General features: G+C 34.3%; 20 protein-coding genes, 1 pseudogene and 1 riboswitch. Of the genes and pseudogenes, 4 read left to right on the plus strand and 17 right to left on the minus strand.

Annotation, left to right across the window (positions count from 1 at the left end; genetic code table 11):
- The first annotated feature begins 331 nt into the window (after positions 1-331).
- The 3 genes from EC501_RS16500 to EC501_RS16510 all read left to right on the plus strand — a co-directional run bounded on the left by EC501_RS16500 (position 332) and on the right by EC501_RS16510 (position 1,297).
- The gene (locus EC501_RS16500) at positions 332-526 is read left to right on the plus strand and encodes a hypothetical protein (RefSeq protein ID WP_122973444.1); all 195 of its coding nucleotides are present in this window, start codon (positions 332-334) and stop codon (positions 524-526) included.
- Positions 527-586: 60 nt separating this feature from the next.
- A complete protein-coding gene (locus EC501_RS16505) occupies positions 587-799 on the plus strand; it encodes a hypothetical protein (protein ID WP_122973445.1) in 213 nt (70 codons plus the stop codon).
- Positions 800-946: 147 nt separating this feature from the next.
- Entirely contained in the window at positions 947-1,297 is a 351-nt protein-coding gene (locus EC501_RS16510; RefSeq protein ID WP_158599736.1) for a DinB family protein, read from the plus strand.
- Positions 1,298-1,329: 32 nt separating this feature from the next.
- Here the strand turns inward: EC501_RS16510 and EC501_RS16515 are convergent, their stop codons facing one another.
- The 17 genes and pseudogenes from EC501_RS16515 to EC501_RS16590 form a co-directional block, all read right to left on the minus strand.
- Positions 1,330-1,626, minus strand: coding sequence for a DUF5316 domain-containing protein (locus tag EC501_RS16515; protein ID WP_122973447.1), 297 nt, complete (start codon positions 1,624-1,626; stop codon positions 1,330-1,332).
- Between the two features lie 71 nt (positions 1,627-1,697).
- Positions 1,698-2,276: a hypothetical protein gene (locus tag EC501_RS16520; RefSeq protein ID WP_122973448.1), complete on the minus strand. Its 579-nt coding sequence runs from the start codon at positions 2,274-2,276 to the stop codon at positions 1,698-1,700.
- Between the two features lie 245 nt (positions 2,277-2,521).
- A complete protein-coding gene (locus EC501_RS16525; protein ID WP_122973449.1) occupies positions 2,522-3,079 on the minus strand; it encodes a dihydrofolate reductase family protein in 558 nt (185 codons plus the stop codon).
- Positions 3,080-3,105: 26 nt separating this feature from the next.
- Positions 3,106-3,657: a GNAT family N-acetyltransferase gene (locus EC501_RS16530; RefSeq protein WP_122973450.1), complete on the minus strand. Its 552-nt coding sequence runs from the start codon at positions 3,655-3,657 to the stop codon at positions 3,106-3,108.
- A 147-nt stretch (positions 3,658-3,804) separates the two neighbouring features.
- Complete coding sequence (locus EC501_RS16535) at positions 3,805-4,989, minus strand: MFS transporter (protein ID WP_122973451.1); 1,185 nt, start codon at positions 4,987-4,989, stop codon at positions 3,805-3,807.
- On the minus strand, positions 4,979-5,395 hold the full coding sequence (locus EC501_RS16540; RefSeq protein ID WP_122973452.1) for a MarR family winged helix-turn-helix transcriptional regulator: 417 nt from the start codon (positions 5,393-5,395) through the stop codon (positions 4,979-4,981). Before EC501_RS16540 ends, EC501_RS16535 begins: the two co-directional genes overlap by 11 nt.
- A 130-nt stretch (positions 5,396-5,525) precedes the next feature.
- Positions 5,526-5,928 (minus strand): annotated as a pseudogene (locus tag EC501_RS16545) (GNAT family N-acetyltransferase).
- A gap of 310 nt (positions 5,929-6,238) precedes the next feature.
- Positions 6,239-6,649 (minus strand): hypothetical protein, encoded by a 411-nt coding sequence (locus EC501_RS16550; RefSeq protein ID WP_174232713.1) that lies wholly within the window; start codon positions 6,647-6,649, stop codon positions 6,239-6,241.
- A gap of 5 nt (positions 6,650-6,654) precedes the next feature.
- Positions 6,655-6,855, minus strand: a complete 201-nt coding sequence (locus tag EC501_RS16555) for a helix-turn-helix transcriptional regulator (RefSeq protein WP_241559384.1) — start codon at positions 6,853-6,855, stop codon at positions 6,655-6,657.
- A 148-nt stretch (positions 6,856-7,003) separates the two neighbouring features.
- A complete protein-coding gene (locus EC501_RS16560) occupies positions 7,004-7,537 on the minus strand; it encodes a VUT family protein (protein WP_122973453.1) in 534 nt (177 codons plus the stop codon).
- 38 nt (positions 7,538-7,575) lie between these two features.
- On the minus strand, positions 7,576-8,235 hold the full coding sequence (gene queC, locus EC501_RS16565) for a 7-cyano-7-deazaguanine synthase QueC (protein ID WP_122973454.1): 660 nt from the start codon (positions 8,233-8,235) through the stop codon (positions 7,576-7,578).
- Positions 8,236-8,340: 105 nt separating this feature from the next.
- Positions 8,341-8,841 carry a preQ(1) synthase gene (queF, locus tag EC501_RS16570; RefSeq protein WP_122973455.1) on the minus strand — a complete coding sequence of 167 codons (501 nt, stop codon included), beginning with the start codon at positions 8,839-8,841 and terminating at the stop codon, positions 8,341-8,343.
- 117 nt (positions 8,842-8,958) lie between these two features.
- Positions 8,959-9,005: riboswitch (PreQ1 riboswitch) on the minus strand.
- 54 nt (positions 9,006-9,059) lie between these two features.
- Positions 9,060-10,025, minus strand: a complete 966-nt coding sequence (locus EC501_RS16575; protein WP_122973456.1) for a nucleoside hydrolase — start codon at positions 10,023-10,025, stop codon at positions 9,060-9,062.
- Positions 10,026-10,137: 112 nt separating this feature from the next.
- Positions 10,138-10,302, minus strand: a complete 165-nt coding sequence (locus tag EC501_RS18445; protein ID WP_158599737.1) for a hypothetical protein — start codon at positions 10,300-10,302, stop codon at positions 10,138-10,140.
- A 723-nt stretch (positions 10,303-11,025) separates the two neighbouring features.
- Positions 11,026-12,342, minus strand: a complete 1,317-nt coding sequence (locus EC501_RS16580) for an ATP-binding protein (RefSeq protein WP_122973457.1) — start codon at positions 12,340-12,342, stop codon at positions 11,026-11,028.
- Positions 12,343-12,521: 179 nt separating this feature from the next.
- On the minus strand, positions 12,522-12,740 hold the full coding sequence (locus EC501_RS16585) for a hypothetical protein (RefSeq protein ID WP_122973458.1): 219 nt from the start codon (positions 12,738-12,740) through the stop codon (positions 12,522-12,524).
- Between the two features lie 132 nt (positions 12,741-12,872).
- The gene (locus tag EC501_RS16590) at positions 12,873-13,721 is read right to left on the minus strand and encodes a ParA family protein (protein WP_122973459.1); all 849 of its coding nucleotides are present in this window, start codon (positions 13,719-13,721) and stop codon (positions 12,873-12,875) included.
- A gap of 506 nt (positions 13,722-14,227) precedes the next feature.
- On the opposite strand from EC501_RS16590, the gene EC501_RS16595 reads away from it, so the two are divergent.
- Positions 14,228-15,406, plus strand: coding sequence for an FtsW/RodA/SpoVE family cell cycle protein (locus tag EC501_RS16595; protein ID WP_122973460.1), 1,179 nt, complete (start codon positions 14,228-14,230; stop codon positions 15,404-15,406).
- Positions 15,407-15,539 lie beyond the last annotated feature (133 nt).

Here is a 15,539-nt window from a genome sequence, read left to right on the forward strand (position 1 = left end):
ATAGACATGGTTGGACCATCTTATCGAATATTAGATACAAAAGAATGGCTAGAAAATAGTTCGGTTTAAGTGGATCAGTTTTTAATTAATAAATGGCTCAATTTTTACTTGCGAAATACACTGTGTAAATTTCATTAAATAACTTTAAACTACTGTCATGTGTAACAAATAATATTTCATAGAATATATAATCGCTCAATTTATCTCCTATTACCTTTTGTGCTAGTCCCCCTCTTATTTGGAGAATCAAGAATCTTTTTGCTTTTGATGCGGTTTTGTTGGTCCTTTAACTTTGGCACATGGATTGGTCATACATTTAGGAGGTATAAATTTGAACTATTTAAAAATGCGAGCAAAGCATTTTACTTACATATTATTTGGATGGATTATCGGTTTTATAATTTCCTATTTTCTATTTTCGAATTTAAATCCTACCATTCTATTTAGACTCTTTTTCTTTTATTGCCTTGGTGAAGTAGGTTATTTCTTTTTCTGGAAATATAAGCAGAGGACCGTAGAAGATTAAAAGGGTTGGTAAACAACTGTCATATTTCGAAGGTAAAATCCGTATCTTCTTAATAAGGAGATGGGTACATTGGTCAATCTATTAGAAAATTTGTTTGATATTTCAATTTCAATTCTATTTTTAAGTACCATTGTTTATTTGTTGCAATTAAAGAAAGCGAAACGAGCAAGAAAACTGTCCTCAATGGAGCACTTTATGTACATTGTGATACGACTTGCCTATTTTACTGCAGCATCTAGTTATGTACTTCTTTTATTAGATAAACATTATTAAATCTATTGGAGGATACGGAATGAATAAAGAAATTTTGTTAAGGAGCTATATTTTTTAAAAGACAATATAAGTCATTATATTTTGATGTACGAGGAAGATTTTGCTGATTGGGCTCCCCATAATAATTTGAGAAGTCTTTTTTCACTTGTGAATCACATATCTGGTATTCCGATGATGACGGCGAACATTCTGGAGCAACTGCCAGATGAATGTATTTTCCCATTGGATGAACCCTTTTTGATTAACCATATTGATACCCCTGGCTTATATCATTTCTTCCTAGATGGATTTAAAAAGTTAGAAACGTTTGTTAAAGCGATACCAAATGATGAATTTAATACGAAGCTAATCCGCCATCCCTTTGGAGAAAAAGTGACTCAAGCTAAAGTTACTTTCGATGCCATCACCCACCTGTACCATCATCGTGGGCAATTACACAATTACTTAAAGCAACTCGGTCAATCGATTTCAACTGATACGCTATATGTGAATTCATAAAAATCCCTACTTGTTAAAAGTAAGGATTTTTCTTATCCGTTATTCAATAAAAAGGAAAAAACGATAGACACAATAAAATTAGGGATAGCAAGTAAAAGTGAGCTAGTAAACATTTTATATCGGCTCTTCCGATCTTCTTCCGATTCGGTGGCGTAATTTGCCCTAATTCGATCTCCGCTTACAAGTGTTCCCGAAAAAATCAGTGTAGCAACTAAAAAAACGACACCGATACTACTAGTAATAACAGGAATCATATGAATATCCCAAAATACCAAAGATACAATGATTCCTACTAATGAAAGGATAAAACCAATGGTTACATATTTCAATATACTTCCCCCCCTTTAGTTATTGTACGTTACAATTCCCCATACGTTTCATTAGGCGAGAATTAATTCCCCTAATCTAAACACCCTTTTAATTTTGAAGCCAATTGATCTTGTTTATAATACATATCGTTTAAAGAAAGGACGGCAAAGTAAGAAGAAACTTCATTTTTCACTAATAAACAATCATCATATAGTAAACTAATATGTAAATTTGTTTTAGGTGTCCTTTTACTTACCTTTAGAAAATTGGCCAATTCTAAATAAACTGGATGCACCATTTCATCCACTGACCTCTCGATTGCAAAGTGCCCTACATTACTACTCCACCAAACTTGGAAAGCTGTGTAAATTTCATCAAATAACTTTAAACTACTGTCATTGATTACGAAGAATCTTTCATAAAACCGGTTTCTTTCCTTATGAAAAAAATTTAAATCATGAACTTTTTCATCCGAAATTTTTTGTAATACCTCTTCCCATAGTTCTTTGAATCTTGACTCAAAATCTTCTTTAAACGGAACCGTCGTAGACAAGTACGGATACTTTAAATGCTCTCCGCTACGATGTTGGTTAAGATAAATATTTTGTAAGTAAATTAAAAAATTTAAAGAATGACTTTCATCTAAACTTATTACGAATGAATTGTCCATTCAATGATCCCCTCTCTTTCCTGAACTATTAAATTCTATAAGAAAGATTCATTACCTTCATTTATAATCTTCAAGTTTTTTATTTTATGATTGATACCTTAAACTTTTATTGGGTACTATTTTCAGGGAGCAAATAATGCTTTTAAATTTATTGGTTTTCTTCCTATTCTTTTATTTTTGTTGACTATATTCCTATGGATTTTAAGAACATTAAAAAAGGAGTAGCAAAGCTACCCTCTAAAACCTTACTTCAAATGATAGATTAATTGCACTACTCCAGAGGAAAACCTTCTTGTATCGACTAGATTTAAATTTAACCTTTGTTTGATATTAACAAACAAAGGTTTCCCCTCTCCTAAAATAACTGGGTGAACCGATAATCTTAATTCATCTACAAGCCCTAAGTTCATAAAAGTAGTAATTAGACTTGAGCCACCGTACAACCATATATCTTTTCCTGACTGACTTTTAATTTTCTCCACTTCTTCTAAAATATTTTCATTAATGTAAACCGCTTTTTGATCCGTCCCTTTTTGTGTTCTGGAAAAGACGTATTTCTTTTTAGTGTGGATAGATTCCATTTGCTTTTGCAAATCTACATCTTCTATATCCGGCGTAGATTCTCCCCATAAATCATAGCTTTTCCGTCCATAAAAAATCGTGTCAATTTGATTTAGGAAATTGTTAAACCCCATTTCCTCATCCATGATGCACCAGTCTATTTCGCCGTTTTGCCCTTCAATGAAACCATCTAACGATACCGCCAAATCTAGAAGAACTTTCCGTGATAAAATTTCAGGCATACGCTCACAACCCTCTTTGTTAATCGTTATTTACCCCACTCATATTTCAAAATACTATAAAGGAATGAATCCCTCCAACCATCTTTCATTTTCAAGTTTTCTCGAATTCTCCCTTCCTTCGTCATACCGACTTTTTCCAACACTTTATATGAACCAATATTTCTAGGATCACAAGTAGCATAAATGCGATGGAGATTGAAATGCTCAAAGCCAAAGTCAATCAACAGTATTGCTGCTTCTGTTGCTATCCCTCTTCCCCAGTAATCCGGATTCACCACATAGCCGATTTCTCCCGTTTTATTAGTAGAATCACGAAGATTTAACTCTCCAGCACCAATCATTTTTTGATCACTTTTATTGATAATGGCAAAGACATATCTTTTCCGTGGATTCTTTGAAGCATCGGCTATCACTTCATTCACAAACGCTTTCGATTCCTCCAAAGTATTCGGTCCCCAAGGTTGGTAGCGACAGACGATTTCTTGGGAAGCATATTTATGTACGTCGACCCAATCATCTTCAACCATTTCCCTTAAAAAGACCCTTTCTGTTGATAATGTTTTTGTAACTACTTCCATCTCATCCCCTCCACTTTTATTAAGTCCCTTATCAATCTATTCATCCTTAATTTCAACAAAAAGTAATCGAATCCTTCTTGGAATAAATAGAAAGTTAACCATAAAAAAGAGGTAACCTACGATTGTAAGTTACCTCTTTTATCGATTTTAAATATATTGTTTCGCTTTTCTTCCATGTAAAACAAAGTAAAGTGGAATACAAATAATAATGACCGGTACCATCCACATAAACATCGTTTGGAATCCAAGTAATGGAACGAGAATTCCAAGTAAGTATGGGCCGAAACCTAGACCTAAATCATAAAAAATATAATAAGTCGATGTTGCAAAGCCGAAACGGTGTGGCTCTGTTACTTTTACGGCGATTGTTTGAGCAATTGAGTTGAAATTACCAAAACCTAACCCTATTAACGCGGCAGCTAGTAATAACACGAATGAGCTGTGGGCTGTACTAAATAAATACATCCCTAGTGCAAAAATGACTAACGCTGGGTAAACGATGATGTTTGGTCCCTTTTTGTCCATCAGCTTTCCGGTAATAGGTCTCGTTACAATCGTTGCGAAGGCATAAACAATAAAGAATACACTCGCTGCCGTAACTAAATCTATTTCCTCCGCATATGGAGAAATGTAGGACATCACACCTGAATAGGCAAACCCAATAAGTAGTGCAACGAAAGAAATTGGAATCGATTTCGGTTCCATCACCTTTGAAATAAAGGATTGTTTTCCTTCGATTTCTTGTTCGTTTTTCTTTGATGCGATGGTAATCTCTATTTTTACAAAAGCGAGCATCACAATCATACATAATGATAGAAAAACATTAAATCCGAAAATTAACGTATTTCCATGTTCAAATTTCATTAATAGAAGGCCGATAAACGGACCAATCGCTGTCGCTAAGATGGCACTTAAACTATAGTAACCGATCCCTTCTCCTTTTCGGTTAGCTGGTAAAATATATGCAACAATTGTACCGGCAGCAGAACCAATAATACCGACAAATACTCCTTGAATAAAACGAACAATTAATAAAAAGGCAATATGTATTTCAATAAAATATAAACATGATGTAATAAAGAAACCAATAACGCCAATTATTAAAATTTTCGACGGTCCTATTTTTTCAATAAGTCTACCTGTCATTAGCCGCCCTACTAAAGCGCCAATAACATAAATACTGGATACAAGACCAGCCATACTTGTAGATGCATCGTAAGTTTTTATAGTGTAACTTCCGATTGTGACGATTAATAAATAAAACATTAATACGGCCAAAAAGTTAATGAGTGCAACTGATATAAAATTTTTTGTCCATATTTTATCCTTCATAGTGTCTCAAACGCTCCTCTAATATCATAAGCTGTTCCGTCCATTCATTTACCATTTCCTCTGACATTGGCTCTGTTACAAATGATTGGAGTTCCATTACTTTTTCTCCTACTTTTCTACAAAGGATCTGCCCTTCAACAGTTAAAGACAAATATTTTTGCCGTTTATCTTCACCGCTTGTGAATTCAAGTATCCCCTGTTCGTTCAATTTACGCACTAAAGTAGATACTGTTGGCTTCTCAACAGACCACTCTTTCACAATATCGATACTTGTACATCCTTCATTTTTAAATACATGATTTATAACTAGCCATTGTACAGGCGTAATTCCATTAGCAGAACATATTTCTTGAAGTCGGTTCACATACAATTTATTAAAGCGGTAGATTGTTGAAAACAGATTCATAAAAACCTCCAAAGTAGTTAGTATTCCTAACTAACTATATAATAGAAATGATTCTATGTAAATATCAATTGATTTCGATTTCATTAAAAAAGGACGTTCCGCCGTGGGTAACGTCCTTTCCTATGTACTATTAAAGTTTCATTTTCATACCTTCATGGGTTGCTTTAAAACCAATCCGTTCATAAAATCGCAAAGCATCTGGTCGCTTTTTATCTGTCGTTTAGTTGAACTAGATGACAACCTCGTTCCTTTGCCCTTTCAATAGCCCATTTGAATAACTCTGTCCCGAGCCCTTTCCCGCGCATAGAAGTCGCCGTTCGAACGCCCTCAATTGTTGCTCGCCACCCACCTTGATATGTTAAATAAGGAATAAAAGTAATTTGTAACACTCCCACTACGTCATCATTTAAACATGCAACAACTAGCTCATTATTTGGGTCAGACGTAATTGCTTGAAAGGCTTCATAATAACTTTTTGGCAGTGGGTGCTCATACCTTTCCCGCTGACTTCCTAAAACGTCGTCTGCAAGCATTTTAACAATTGCATCTAGATCTTGTTCTTTAGCGATTCTAAATTCTATTCCATTCACCACAAAACCCCTCCCCTTTTTCTATACAATAACTTCAACAAACAAAGGAGGAATCCTTCAAATTCCATCTCATTTTAAAATATAGGAAGAGTGAACTATTTCTCTTTTATATTTGCTTCATTTATTGAATTACCTATATTTCCAAAGGAAAGTTCTTTATTCCTCCCCAATTCCACCGCCTATCTCTCCGTAGTTGTGTCATTCAACATAAGTTAGATTTACGAGAGCAATGCTAAATAACCAATAGGTAGACTCAAATTCTTTTAACTACGAATACACCCGCAATCGTAATTAAATAGACTCCGCCTAAACATAAAATCAACAATCCCGTTTCAATGGTTTTTACTCCCATTGCATACGCAATTAATAGAGCAGCCCCACTACCTATTAAAATAAAATATAGCGCTCCCAAAAAATACTTTTGAAGATTTTTTAAAGTCCGTTCATCAATTTCCGGGACATTTCCCCTTCTTTTCTGACTCCATTTAGAAATTATCAAAAATACCGTCAATCCACCAATAACTCCAATGGTAATTGGCAACATTAATTCAACAGGATAATCTCCCGTTTCTTTCCCAATGAGATATATACCTAAAAAACCGCCTATTATCATACATAGGACAATCACAGTCCACAACAAATACTGTAACCTCTTAATGCTCACCTACCTCACTCCTTTTCATCTAAATAAAATAATTGTTCAAAAGGGACATCCAAATATTTAGCTAATTTTAATGCCAACTCTAAACTTGGATTATATTTATTTTTTTCAATGGCGTTAATGGTTTGACGAGTAATTTGTAAATCTTCCGCCATTTGAACTTGCGTAATCTTTTTGACTAATCGAACTTCTTTAATATGATTGATCACTTTCCCAAAACTTTTCACCACCACACTGTAAAGATATCTTTACACTCACTATATACAAAAAGTGGTAATGTGTAAAGATATCTTTACACATTACATAAAAAAACCGGTGTAACTTTTTTGAGCTACACCGGTTCCTTAGAATATCTATTTAAGCAAAACTGTTACTTTTCGTTCCATGCACTTGGCTTAAAATTATAGCACCAATCATTTGGATGACGGTTTTCACGATAATTTGACCGATAATGGCAGCTGGTACAGCTTCCCATGGTAACATACCTGCACCAAGAGGACTTAAACCAACGATTACAAACACCGCCGAATCTAGTAAACCTCCTACTAGACCACTATAGAAAACACGCCAAGCGATGGGTAATTTTAATCGAGTATATATTTCCGTATCGGCCGTTTCAGCTAAAATAAAGGAAATAGCTGATGCTGCTACGATCATTAATGTATCTCCTAGTAGAAAGGAGACGATTGCCGACAAAACTAACGCTGTAAAAATAAAGATATACGTTTTTTTCCGACCGTATTTATTTTGTACTAAATCTCGGAAAATGAACGTCGCCCCAACAAATAACGTCCCCATCGGAACGATAAACATTCCAAATTGCAATGGTGCAAAGGCTGCCGTCACCACATTGGCAACAACAATTGATAATAAATAAAATACGATTCTCATTTTACTACTCCTTAAATTTCAATTAAAAACTTGGTCTTTTAAGACTCTACCTTCGAGTTTAAGTACTCATCTAAACCTCTTTTACGCAACTTACAAGCTGGGCATTCCCCACAACCGTCCGCCTTTATTCCGTTGTAACAAGTAAGAGTTTTCTCGCGGACAAATTCAAGGGCACCGAGCTGATCAGCCAGTTCCCACGTTTGTGCTTTATTGAGCCACATTAACGGCGTTTCGATGACGAAAGTATCGTCCATCGATAAATTCAATGTTACATTTAATGACTTAATAAAAATATCTCGGCAGTCAGGATAGCCACTAAAATCCGTTTCACAAACGCCCGTGACAATATGTTTTGCCCCTATTTGCTTCGCTAACACCCCTGCAAAGGAAAGAAACAGCAAATTGCGCCCAGGAACAAAGGTTGAAGGTAATTCGCCACCTTCCCCATCTTCCACTGGAATAGTTCCCCTTGTTAAAGCATTCGGTGCTAGCTGATTTAATAAAGACATATCTAAAATGTGATGGGAAATTCCTAATTCTTTCGTAATTTCCTTTGCACATTCGATTTCAAGTCGATGCCTTTGACCGTAATCAAAGGTTACCGCCACCACTTCTTCAAAACGTTCCTTTGCCCAAAATAAACAAGTCGTACTATCTTGTCCGCCACTAAATACAACAACGGCTTTTCCTTGCTTCATATGAAAATCTCCTTTATCAATGAAAAAACAGCATTCTAAGAAAAATGCTGTTTTTTCTTAGTTTTTTATAGAGGGTCGCTAATAACCTCTTTATTGAATTTCCTTCTATCGATTATCAATTTTCTCTGGGTTTAAATCGTGGTTCATTAAACGATAATGAGCCATTTCTTCATATTTCGTTCCCGGTTTCCCGTAGTTACACCAAGGGTCAATCGAAATTCCTCCGCGTGGCGTAAATTTACCCCAAACTTCAATGTAACGAGGGTCTAGTAATTTGATTAAATCGTTCATGATAATATTGACACAGTCTTCATGGAAATCACCATGGTTTCTAAAACTAAATAAGTACAATTTTAACGATTTACTTTCTACAATCTTTTTATCTGGAATGTAAGAAATATACATCGTCGCAAAGTCTGGTTGATGCGTTAATGGGCATAAACTCGTAAACTCCGGACAATTAAATTTCACGAAATAATCCCGATTGGAATGAAGATTATCTACCGCTTCTAATACTTCCGGTGCATAATCAAATGAATATTGTGTATTTTGGTTTCCTAATAATGTTAAATCTTTTAAACCTTCTTCATGGTTACGGCCAGACATAAAAAATCCTCCTTGCAAATGTTTCCCAACAATTAACAAGGAGAAGTTCATATTCTATAAAACTCTTATAAAAACATAAAAGCCATGTCCAGTTATGGACATGGCATCATTCGTCATGTTTCCATAGTTTTTTATAGAGGGTATCAGCTATGAACCTCTCCCGTTCGCCGGGCATTCTATTCATTGAATAGAATAAAGGATGAAGGGGCATTGGTCAATTAAAATTTTGTGAGGCGTTCCGAAATATTTTCCACAGCCTTCATAAATTCTTCAACAAACTTCTCCCGTTCAACGTTATGTAGCACGTGGACATTCGGCTCTTTTTTTGTACGATTATAATAGTCGACAACAGTAGCACCTACTGCTTTCCCTTCTAGTTCCACCTCTACATAGTGGTCGGTTCCTTCAAACAAGTGAGGTTGCAATAAATACATCAATGGCACTACATCATGGAAATGAACAACTTGATCATAATTTTCTGCATGGAATGGTGTTTTTTCAATTTGGTCAAGATAAAATGTCACCATTTGATGCAGTTTTTGAGTAAACTCTGTACCGAACTCTTGTAATTTTTTTATTTCTTCCTTTGTAATATAAGCTTTGTGGGTTACATCTAAACCACTCATCACAACGGGAATTCCTGAATTGAACACAATTTGTACAGCATGGGGATCAACGTATGCATTAAACTCCGCCGTTGGTGTCACATTGCCCCCAACTGCTGCACCACCCATCCATGTGACTTGTTCAATTTTCGGTTTTACTTCAGGATGGGCAACAAGTAATGCAGCAACATTCGTTAAGGGACCCGTTGCAGCGATTGTAATTTTTTCATTACTATTTAAAATGGTTTCCAACATTGCTGTCACTGCTGGACGATGGCTTACTGGTAACGGCGGTGTTAAGAATTGGACATTGCCAAAACCATTTTCTCCGTGAATATCTTCTGCTAATTCCAATTCCCGGAGAAAAGGACTTTCCAAACCACGGGCAACTTCTACATTCGCTCCAATATAACTTAAAAAGACTCGTGCATTATGATTTGACTTCCCTTGGGAGATATTCCCTGAGCTTGTCGTTATTAAGCGAATATCTAACACATGATTATTTGCAAAGGCAAATGTTAACATCATTGCATCATCAATTCCTGGATCTGTATCAATGATGATAGGTATTTTAAACATGAAAAATCCCCTTTTCTTTACTTCATAATAATATTCTCTACTATCAAGTATACTCAAAAAGGAAATAAAAGGAATATATCATGTGAAAATCTTGTACTGATAGAGCTTTAACCTACACTTCTCTTAATAAAGAATCAATTTTACTGCTTGATGAATTTTTAACTTTATTTACATTTTCCTTTGCTTCTACAGGTGTGTCATCACCGTTATCTGTACAAGCTACAACAAAAGGAACTATACAAATTAAACTGATAATTATATTCAAACGTTTTCGCATCGCTCTACCTTCTTTTCATTTATTTTCCGCTTATTATTTTCAATATGTAAGAAAGTATGCGTTAAAATCTTTGCCAAATAGAATTGAAAAGACATTAGGAGTAGTGAAATTACAGTTTATTTTTATCCTTTTATTCAATGGGGATCTTTCCATATTCTATAAAATACAACCTTATACCCTTTAAAATACGAACATATGTGCTATAATAAAGGTGTGATAGTAAACAAATAAGGTTGATTGGCGGAACTCCCTTTACAGAGAGGCGGTGATGCCTTGTCCATTTCTGAAACATTAATGTTTTCCGTGGCCTTCGCCACTTTAATTGTGACTGTGATTACAGTAAATCAAAAAAAGTAACCTACCTGAGCTCATGCTCAATGTAGGTTATAAACTCCGAACTGGTTGCCAATCCCTTAGGACTAGCTATTACAGTGGACTGCTTGATGTTGCAGCATCAAGTAGTCTTTTTTACTCTGTTCTTCTAACACCTTCATTATACCAAAATTTCGTTGTATTGAACATATTGATACACATTTTAAAAGTTTCATATAGGAACTTTTAGACTTCTACTCCCTTTTCTATTCAAGGTGAAAATAATAGATATTCCAAATTTCAAAAAGAATTCAATCGAAATAGAATAATTCAATATAGATAGGCCCTAAACTTTTTATTTGAACCTTCTTTTATGGTCATTTATTCTATTTCGATTGTATATCTCGAACGTTATTTCAGAGGAATTTTTACCCTGGCAATCGTTTCATATTCATTTGTTGAATAAAGCGCAATGTTTCCATTATATTTCTCTACGACTTCTTTCACGATAAACAAACCTTGACCTCTTGTTTTCCCTTTTTCCGCATGTTTTGTAGAAAAGCCCTGTTTAAAAATTTCTTCACATTCGGGAACTTTTGGTCCAGTATTTTTAATTTCAAATATATAATGGCAATCCGTTGCTTCACAACGAACCTGTATTTGACGAAGCTCTTCAGGCAATTCGTTCGTTGCATCCATAGCATTATCAATTAAGTTCGATAAGATTTTAATCATATCCGTTGATTTAATTCGATCAAAAGGATTCGGGTCAACGGAAATCGCCATGTTAATTTGGTGATTATTCGCTGCTAGTTTTTTCGTTTGTAATAGAATCGCTAATCCAGGATGTTCAATAGATGCATCAACAGATACCGATTTAATTAGTTGGACTTCATTTACAAGGGAATTTACATATTGTTGGGCTTTGTCGGTAGCCCCAATAATTAAAAGACCATGTATGACTTGGAGATGATTTGTCATGTCATGTCTTAACGAAGAAACGGAGGTAATCAACGTTTTAATTTCCTCTTGGTATGTGTCTTCGGTATATTCTACTTCCATTAAAACGGCCTTCTGATACCATTTTTGGATGAAATAAAAACAAATAACCATGATGAAAATAAATAGCGCATTAAAAATAAAAATGACTAAGTTATTTTCCAAAACGCTTGTTTTTACTTCATTTATTGCCTCTGCACTAATATCGATAGCAACATAACCAAGCACTTCATCGGATTCATCTATAATAGGTGCGGCAACCGTTAAATACGTTCCATATTGGGAATCTTTAATCATACTTGTGATAAATGGTTTCTCTTCATAATAAACCATCTTTATCTGTTTTTTTGGAACGTTGGTTGGCCTTCCAATTTGAAAGGATTTCTGTTTATCAGCAGGTAAACCAGCAATCATTGTTTTCATCATTGTTGGGCTTTCTACTTGTATCGTATAAACAAATAGAGCCCCTATTTTGTTTCGAATGTTACTTAAATCATTATTAATTTTCCAATAATACTCGTTCTTTTCCGGACTCTCTAGAAACTTTTTATATGTTTCAATATCAAATTGTTCAGAAATGGTTTTAGCCGTTTCTAAATTTTGATTCGTTATGGCCTCTTCTACTGTACTTCTTATATTTACATTTGTCGTATAGACACTAAATGATGTAAATAATAAAACTAATAAAGATGATAGGGCTAAAATAATTTTTATATTTGCTTTTTTCATTACTATAGGTACTTCCTTAAATTTATTTCGTTCCGTTTTTTCTTATACTATCATAGTAATATAGTAGGATTAATTTTTAAACAAATATGGAAAATATTTTTTCATAAACCAACTAAAAGGGACTAAAGAAAAACTTTAGTCCCTAATATCGCCGGTTTCCGACAGCGCCAAATAACACTTTAATTCCAGGCAGTGCGTTCACTGTGTAATTGTCTTTTTGACCTTTTTTCTAAGGCGTTGTTCGAATGAGTTTGCTCTAAATTTGCACCTACATGAATTTCAGAGGCAAACTCTTCTCTGTTTTTGGATCGGTCATTTCGATTCATCGAACTCTGTTCCGTTCCACAAACATTCCCTTGACAATTGGACCTAGTATTATTCATTTCTTGATTTGGCATTGCTATCCTCCCCGTTGATATGTTTTGAAAAGAAAGTGGGCTTTCAAAAAAGCTTTCACTTTTCATGAGTAGTTTGTCCATCTGCTGCTGGATTATTTTAAGAAATAAAAGCCAAAATAAAAGGAAAGCATTTCACCCTTCATACCTTTCGATTATTTCCTTTGCCAAATGATAGAATGCATGGAATGTACTCTCTTCTCCCCATTTTTGTTTAAATGTTACATACGATACATAGTAATCCGCTGCCTTTGCCATTTGATTTGTTTCTTTAAATACTTTACTAAATACATGGATATTTTGATTTTTCAACTGCTCTAAAGTAACTCTATGTACTTTTGAATTTTCCTTAAATTTTGTAATGACAATGCCCAAAAGTTCCATTTTCATATCCATATTATCCGCAAATTCATCTACACGATTGATTACTTGAGATATGCCATATGTAGAAAGTACGTCAGGGACGGTAGGAATAATATAACTATTAGACATCCGAATGCCATTTAATGTAATGAGACCAAGATTTGGAGGACAGTCGATTAAAATATAATCATAGTCATACTTAATGGGACGGATGGCATTTTTTAAAATTTCAATTGGATTATTTGTATAAAATGGGCCGGTTGGCATTTTAGCCAATACATCTTGAATCCCAATCAAATCTAGACTTGATGGAAGAAGATCAATGTTTTGGACTGAATGAATATTGGATACATTTTTTTGCAATGTTTTTTCAAAAACAAATTTCTTATCGTCCGGGTCTAAAGCTTCTTCGAACAACGCCGCTAACGTATACCTATCTTTATTTAATTCCATCCAACATTGTTCGCCGATTAGCATAATGGTTGCGTGAGTTTGGGGGTCGAGATCAACGATTAACACTTTCTTCTTAAACTCCGATGCGAGCATCTCTGCGAGTCCTACAGTGGTCGTTGTCTTTCCAACGCCACCTTTAAGATGAATGGTTGATATGACGATAGCCATCCGTCCACCCCTTTCTCTCTTTTAAATTAAAGTATGTACAACTACTACTTTTCATTAACAAATCTTAGGATTTACAAATTATACCCATTTAAGTTATAAAGAGACATTTCTCGGGAAATAATTTCAAAAATCCTTTAGAAATGGTCGAAATATGTAATATTTTCATATTCAAATAGCAAGAAAGCTTTTGTGGATAAGTGCAAAAGACTCGAACAATGGTTAAAAAAATTTGTTAGTAACTCTGTTAACGCCCATTTAACTTTGGGGATAAAAGCGTTTCATGTGGATGACTCGAATAACTTTGGGGATGAATAAAGGATTTTTCACTTTATTTTATTATTTTTGTGGATAATTTATAATTCGTACAATCCATTTAAGGAAAAATCACCTTTCGCACAACAAACACCTCTTCTTAAAAAAATGGTGAAACATTTTGTATTTTATTGACGTTTCAAATATATGTCTATTTAGTAAATCGAAACCAATAAAAGCAGGGGTAATCGAATATGATAAACAAATATTTAGATAAACAAGTTATTCTATATTTAGCGTTGTTCGGTATTATTAGTTGTTTTTTCATTTACTCAAGTAATGCATCCTTTTCCCAATACCCAGGATCTTTTGTCCTGAAACAAATCATATTCTACTGTATTGGTTTTGTTTTAATGGTCGCTATTGCTATATTGGATTTAGAACAGCTAAAAAAAATTGCATGGTTATTTTATTTTTTTATCGTTCTTTTATTAATCGGTTTAATTTTTGCACCTGAGAGCATTGCAAAGCCAATTAATGGCGCAAAGGCTTGGTACAAAATTATGTTTATCGGCACTTTACAACCTTCTGAATTTTTAAAGTTTGGATTTTTATTAGTCATCGCTAAAACGATGGAAAACCATCAAAAAAAATTAGCAAAACACTCTATCGTTACGGATAGTTATTTACTTGCTAAAATTGCAGCTATTGTTATCCCTCCTATGGTTATCGTTTATAAACAACCGGATACAGGCATGTTAATGCTATATTTAGCACTTATTATTCCGATGATATACTTTTCAACGATTAACAGAAAAATATTAATTACATTTGCTGCTATTCCTGTCACTGTTGTCGTTACATTAATGGTTCTATACTTTAAATTTAATGATTTCTTCATGAAACATATAATGAGTCAACTTTCATCCCATCAAATTTCAAGGATCAACGGATGGCTATTCCCCTACGAATATGAAGATTCTTCTCTACAAGCAAGACAAGGAATGTTAGCCATTGGATCAGGCGAAATTACTGGGAAAGGTTTTTTGAATAACAATGTATACATACCAGAAAAACATACAGATTTTATTTTTGCTGCTATCGCTGAAGAAGTAGGTTTTATTGGATGTACTTTTATCATCTTTTTGTATTTTTTATTACTTTACCGCCTCATTATCATCATTATGAATACGAATGATCCATTTGCCTATACGATAGGAGCGGGAATTATCGGTTTATTCACCTTTCAAATTTTCCAAAATATTAGTATGACAATGGGGATATTACCGATTACCGGTGTTACTTTACCTTTCTTAAGTTATGGTGGAAGTTCCTTACTATCGAATTTTATGTTAATCGGCGTCATTCTCTCCTTTAAAAAAACGTACCATAACTATGTTTTCTCTTCTAAAGAGAAAGAAATAAATTATTAACTTTTCGCTATCAAAATAAATATCCGCCTGTAAAACAGGCGGTTTTAGTAACGCCCTATAAGGGCTCCTTACTAACTGCCCCTAAAGGGGCTTTTTTAATTGACCGTCAACCGTATTTGTTCTTTAATCTCGT

Source organism: Lysinibacillus halotolerans (genome assembly GCF_003711845.1).
GTDB classification, from domain to species: domain Bacteria; phylum Bacillota; class Bacilli; order Bacillales_A; family Planococcaceae; genus Ureibacillus; species Ureibacillus halotolerans.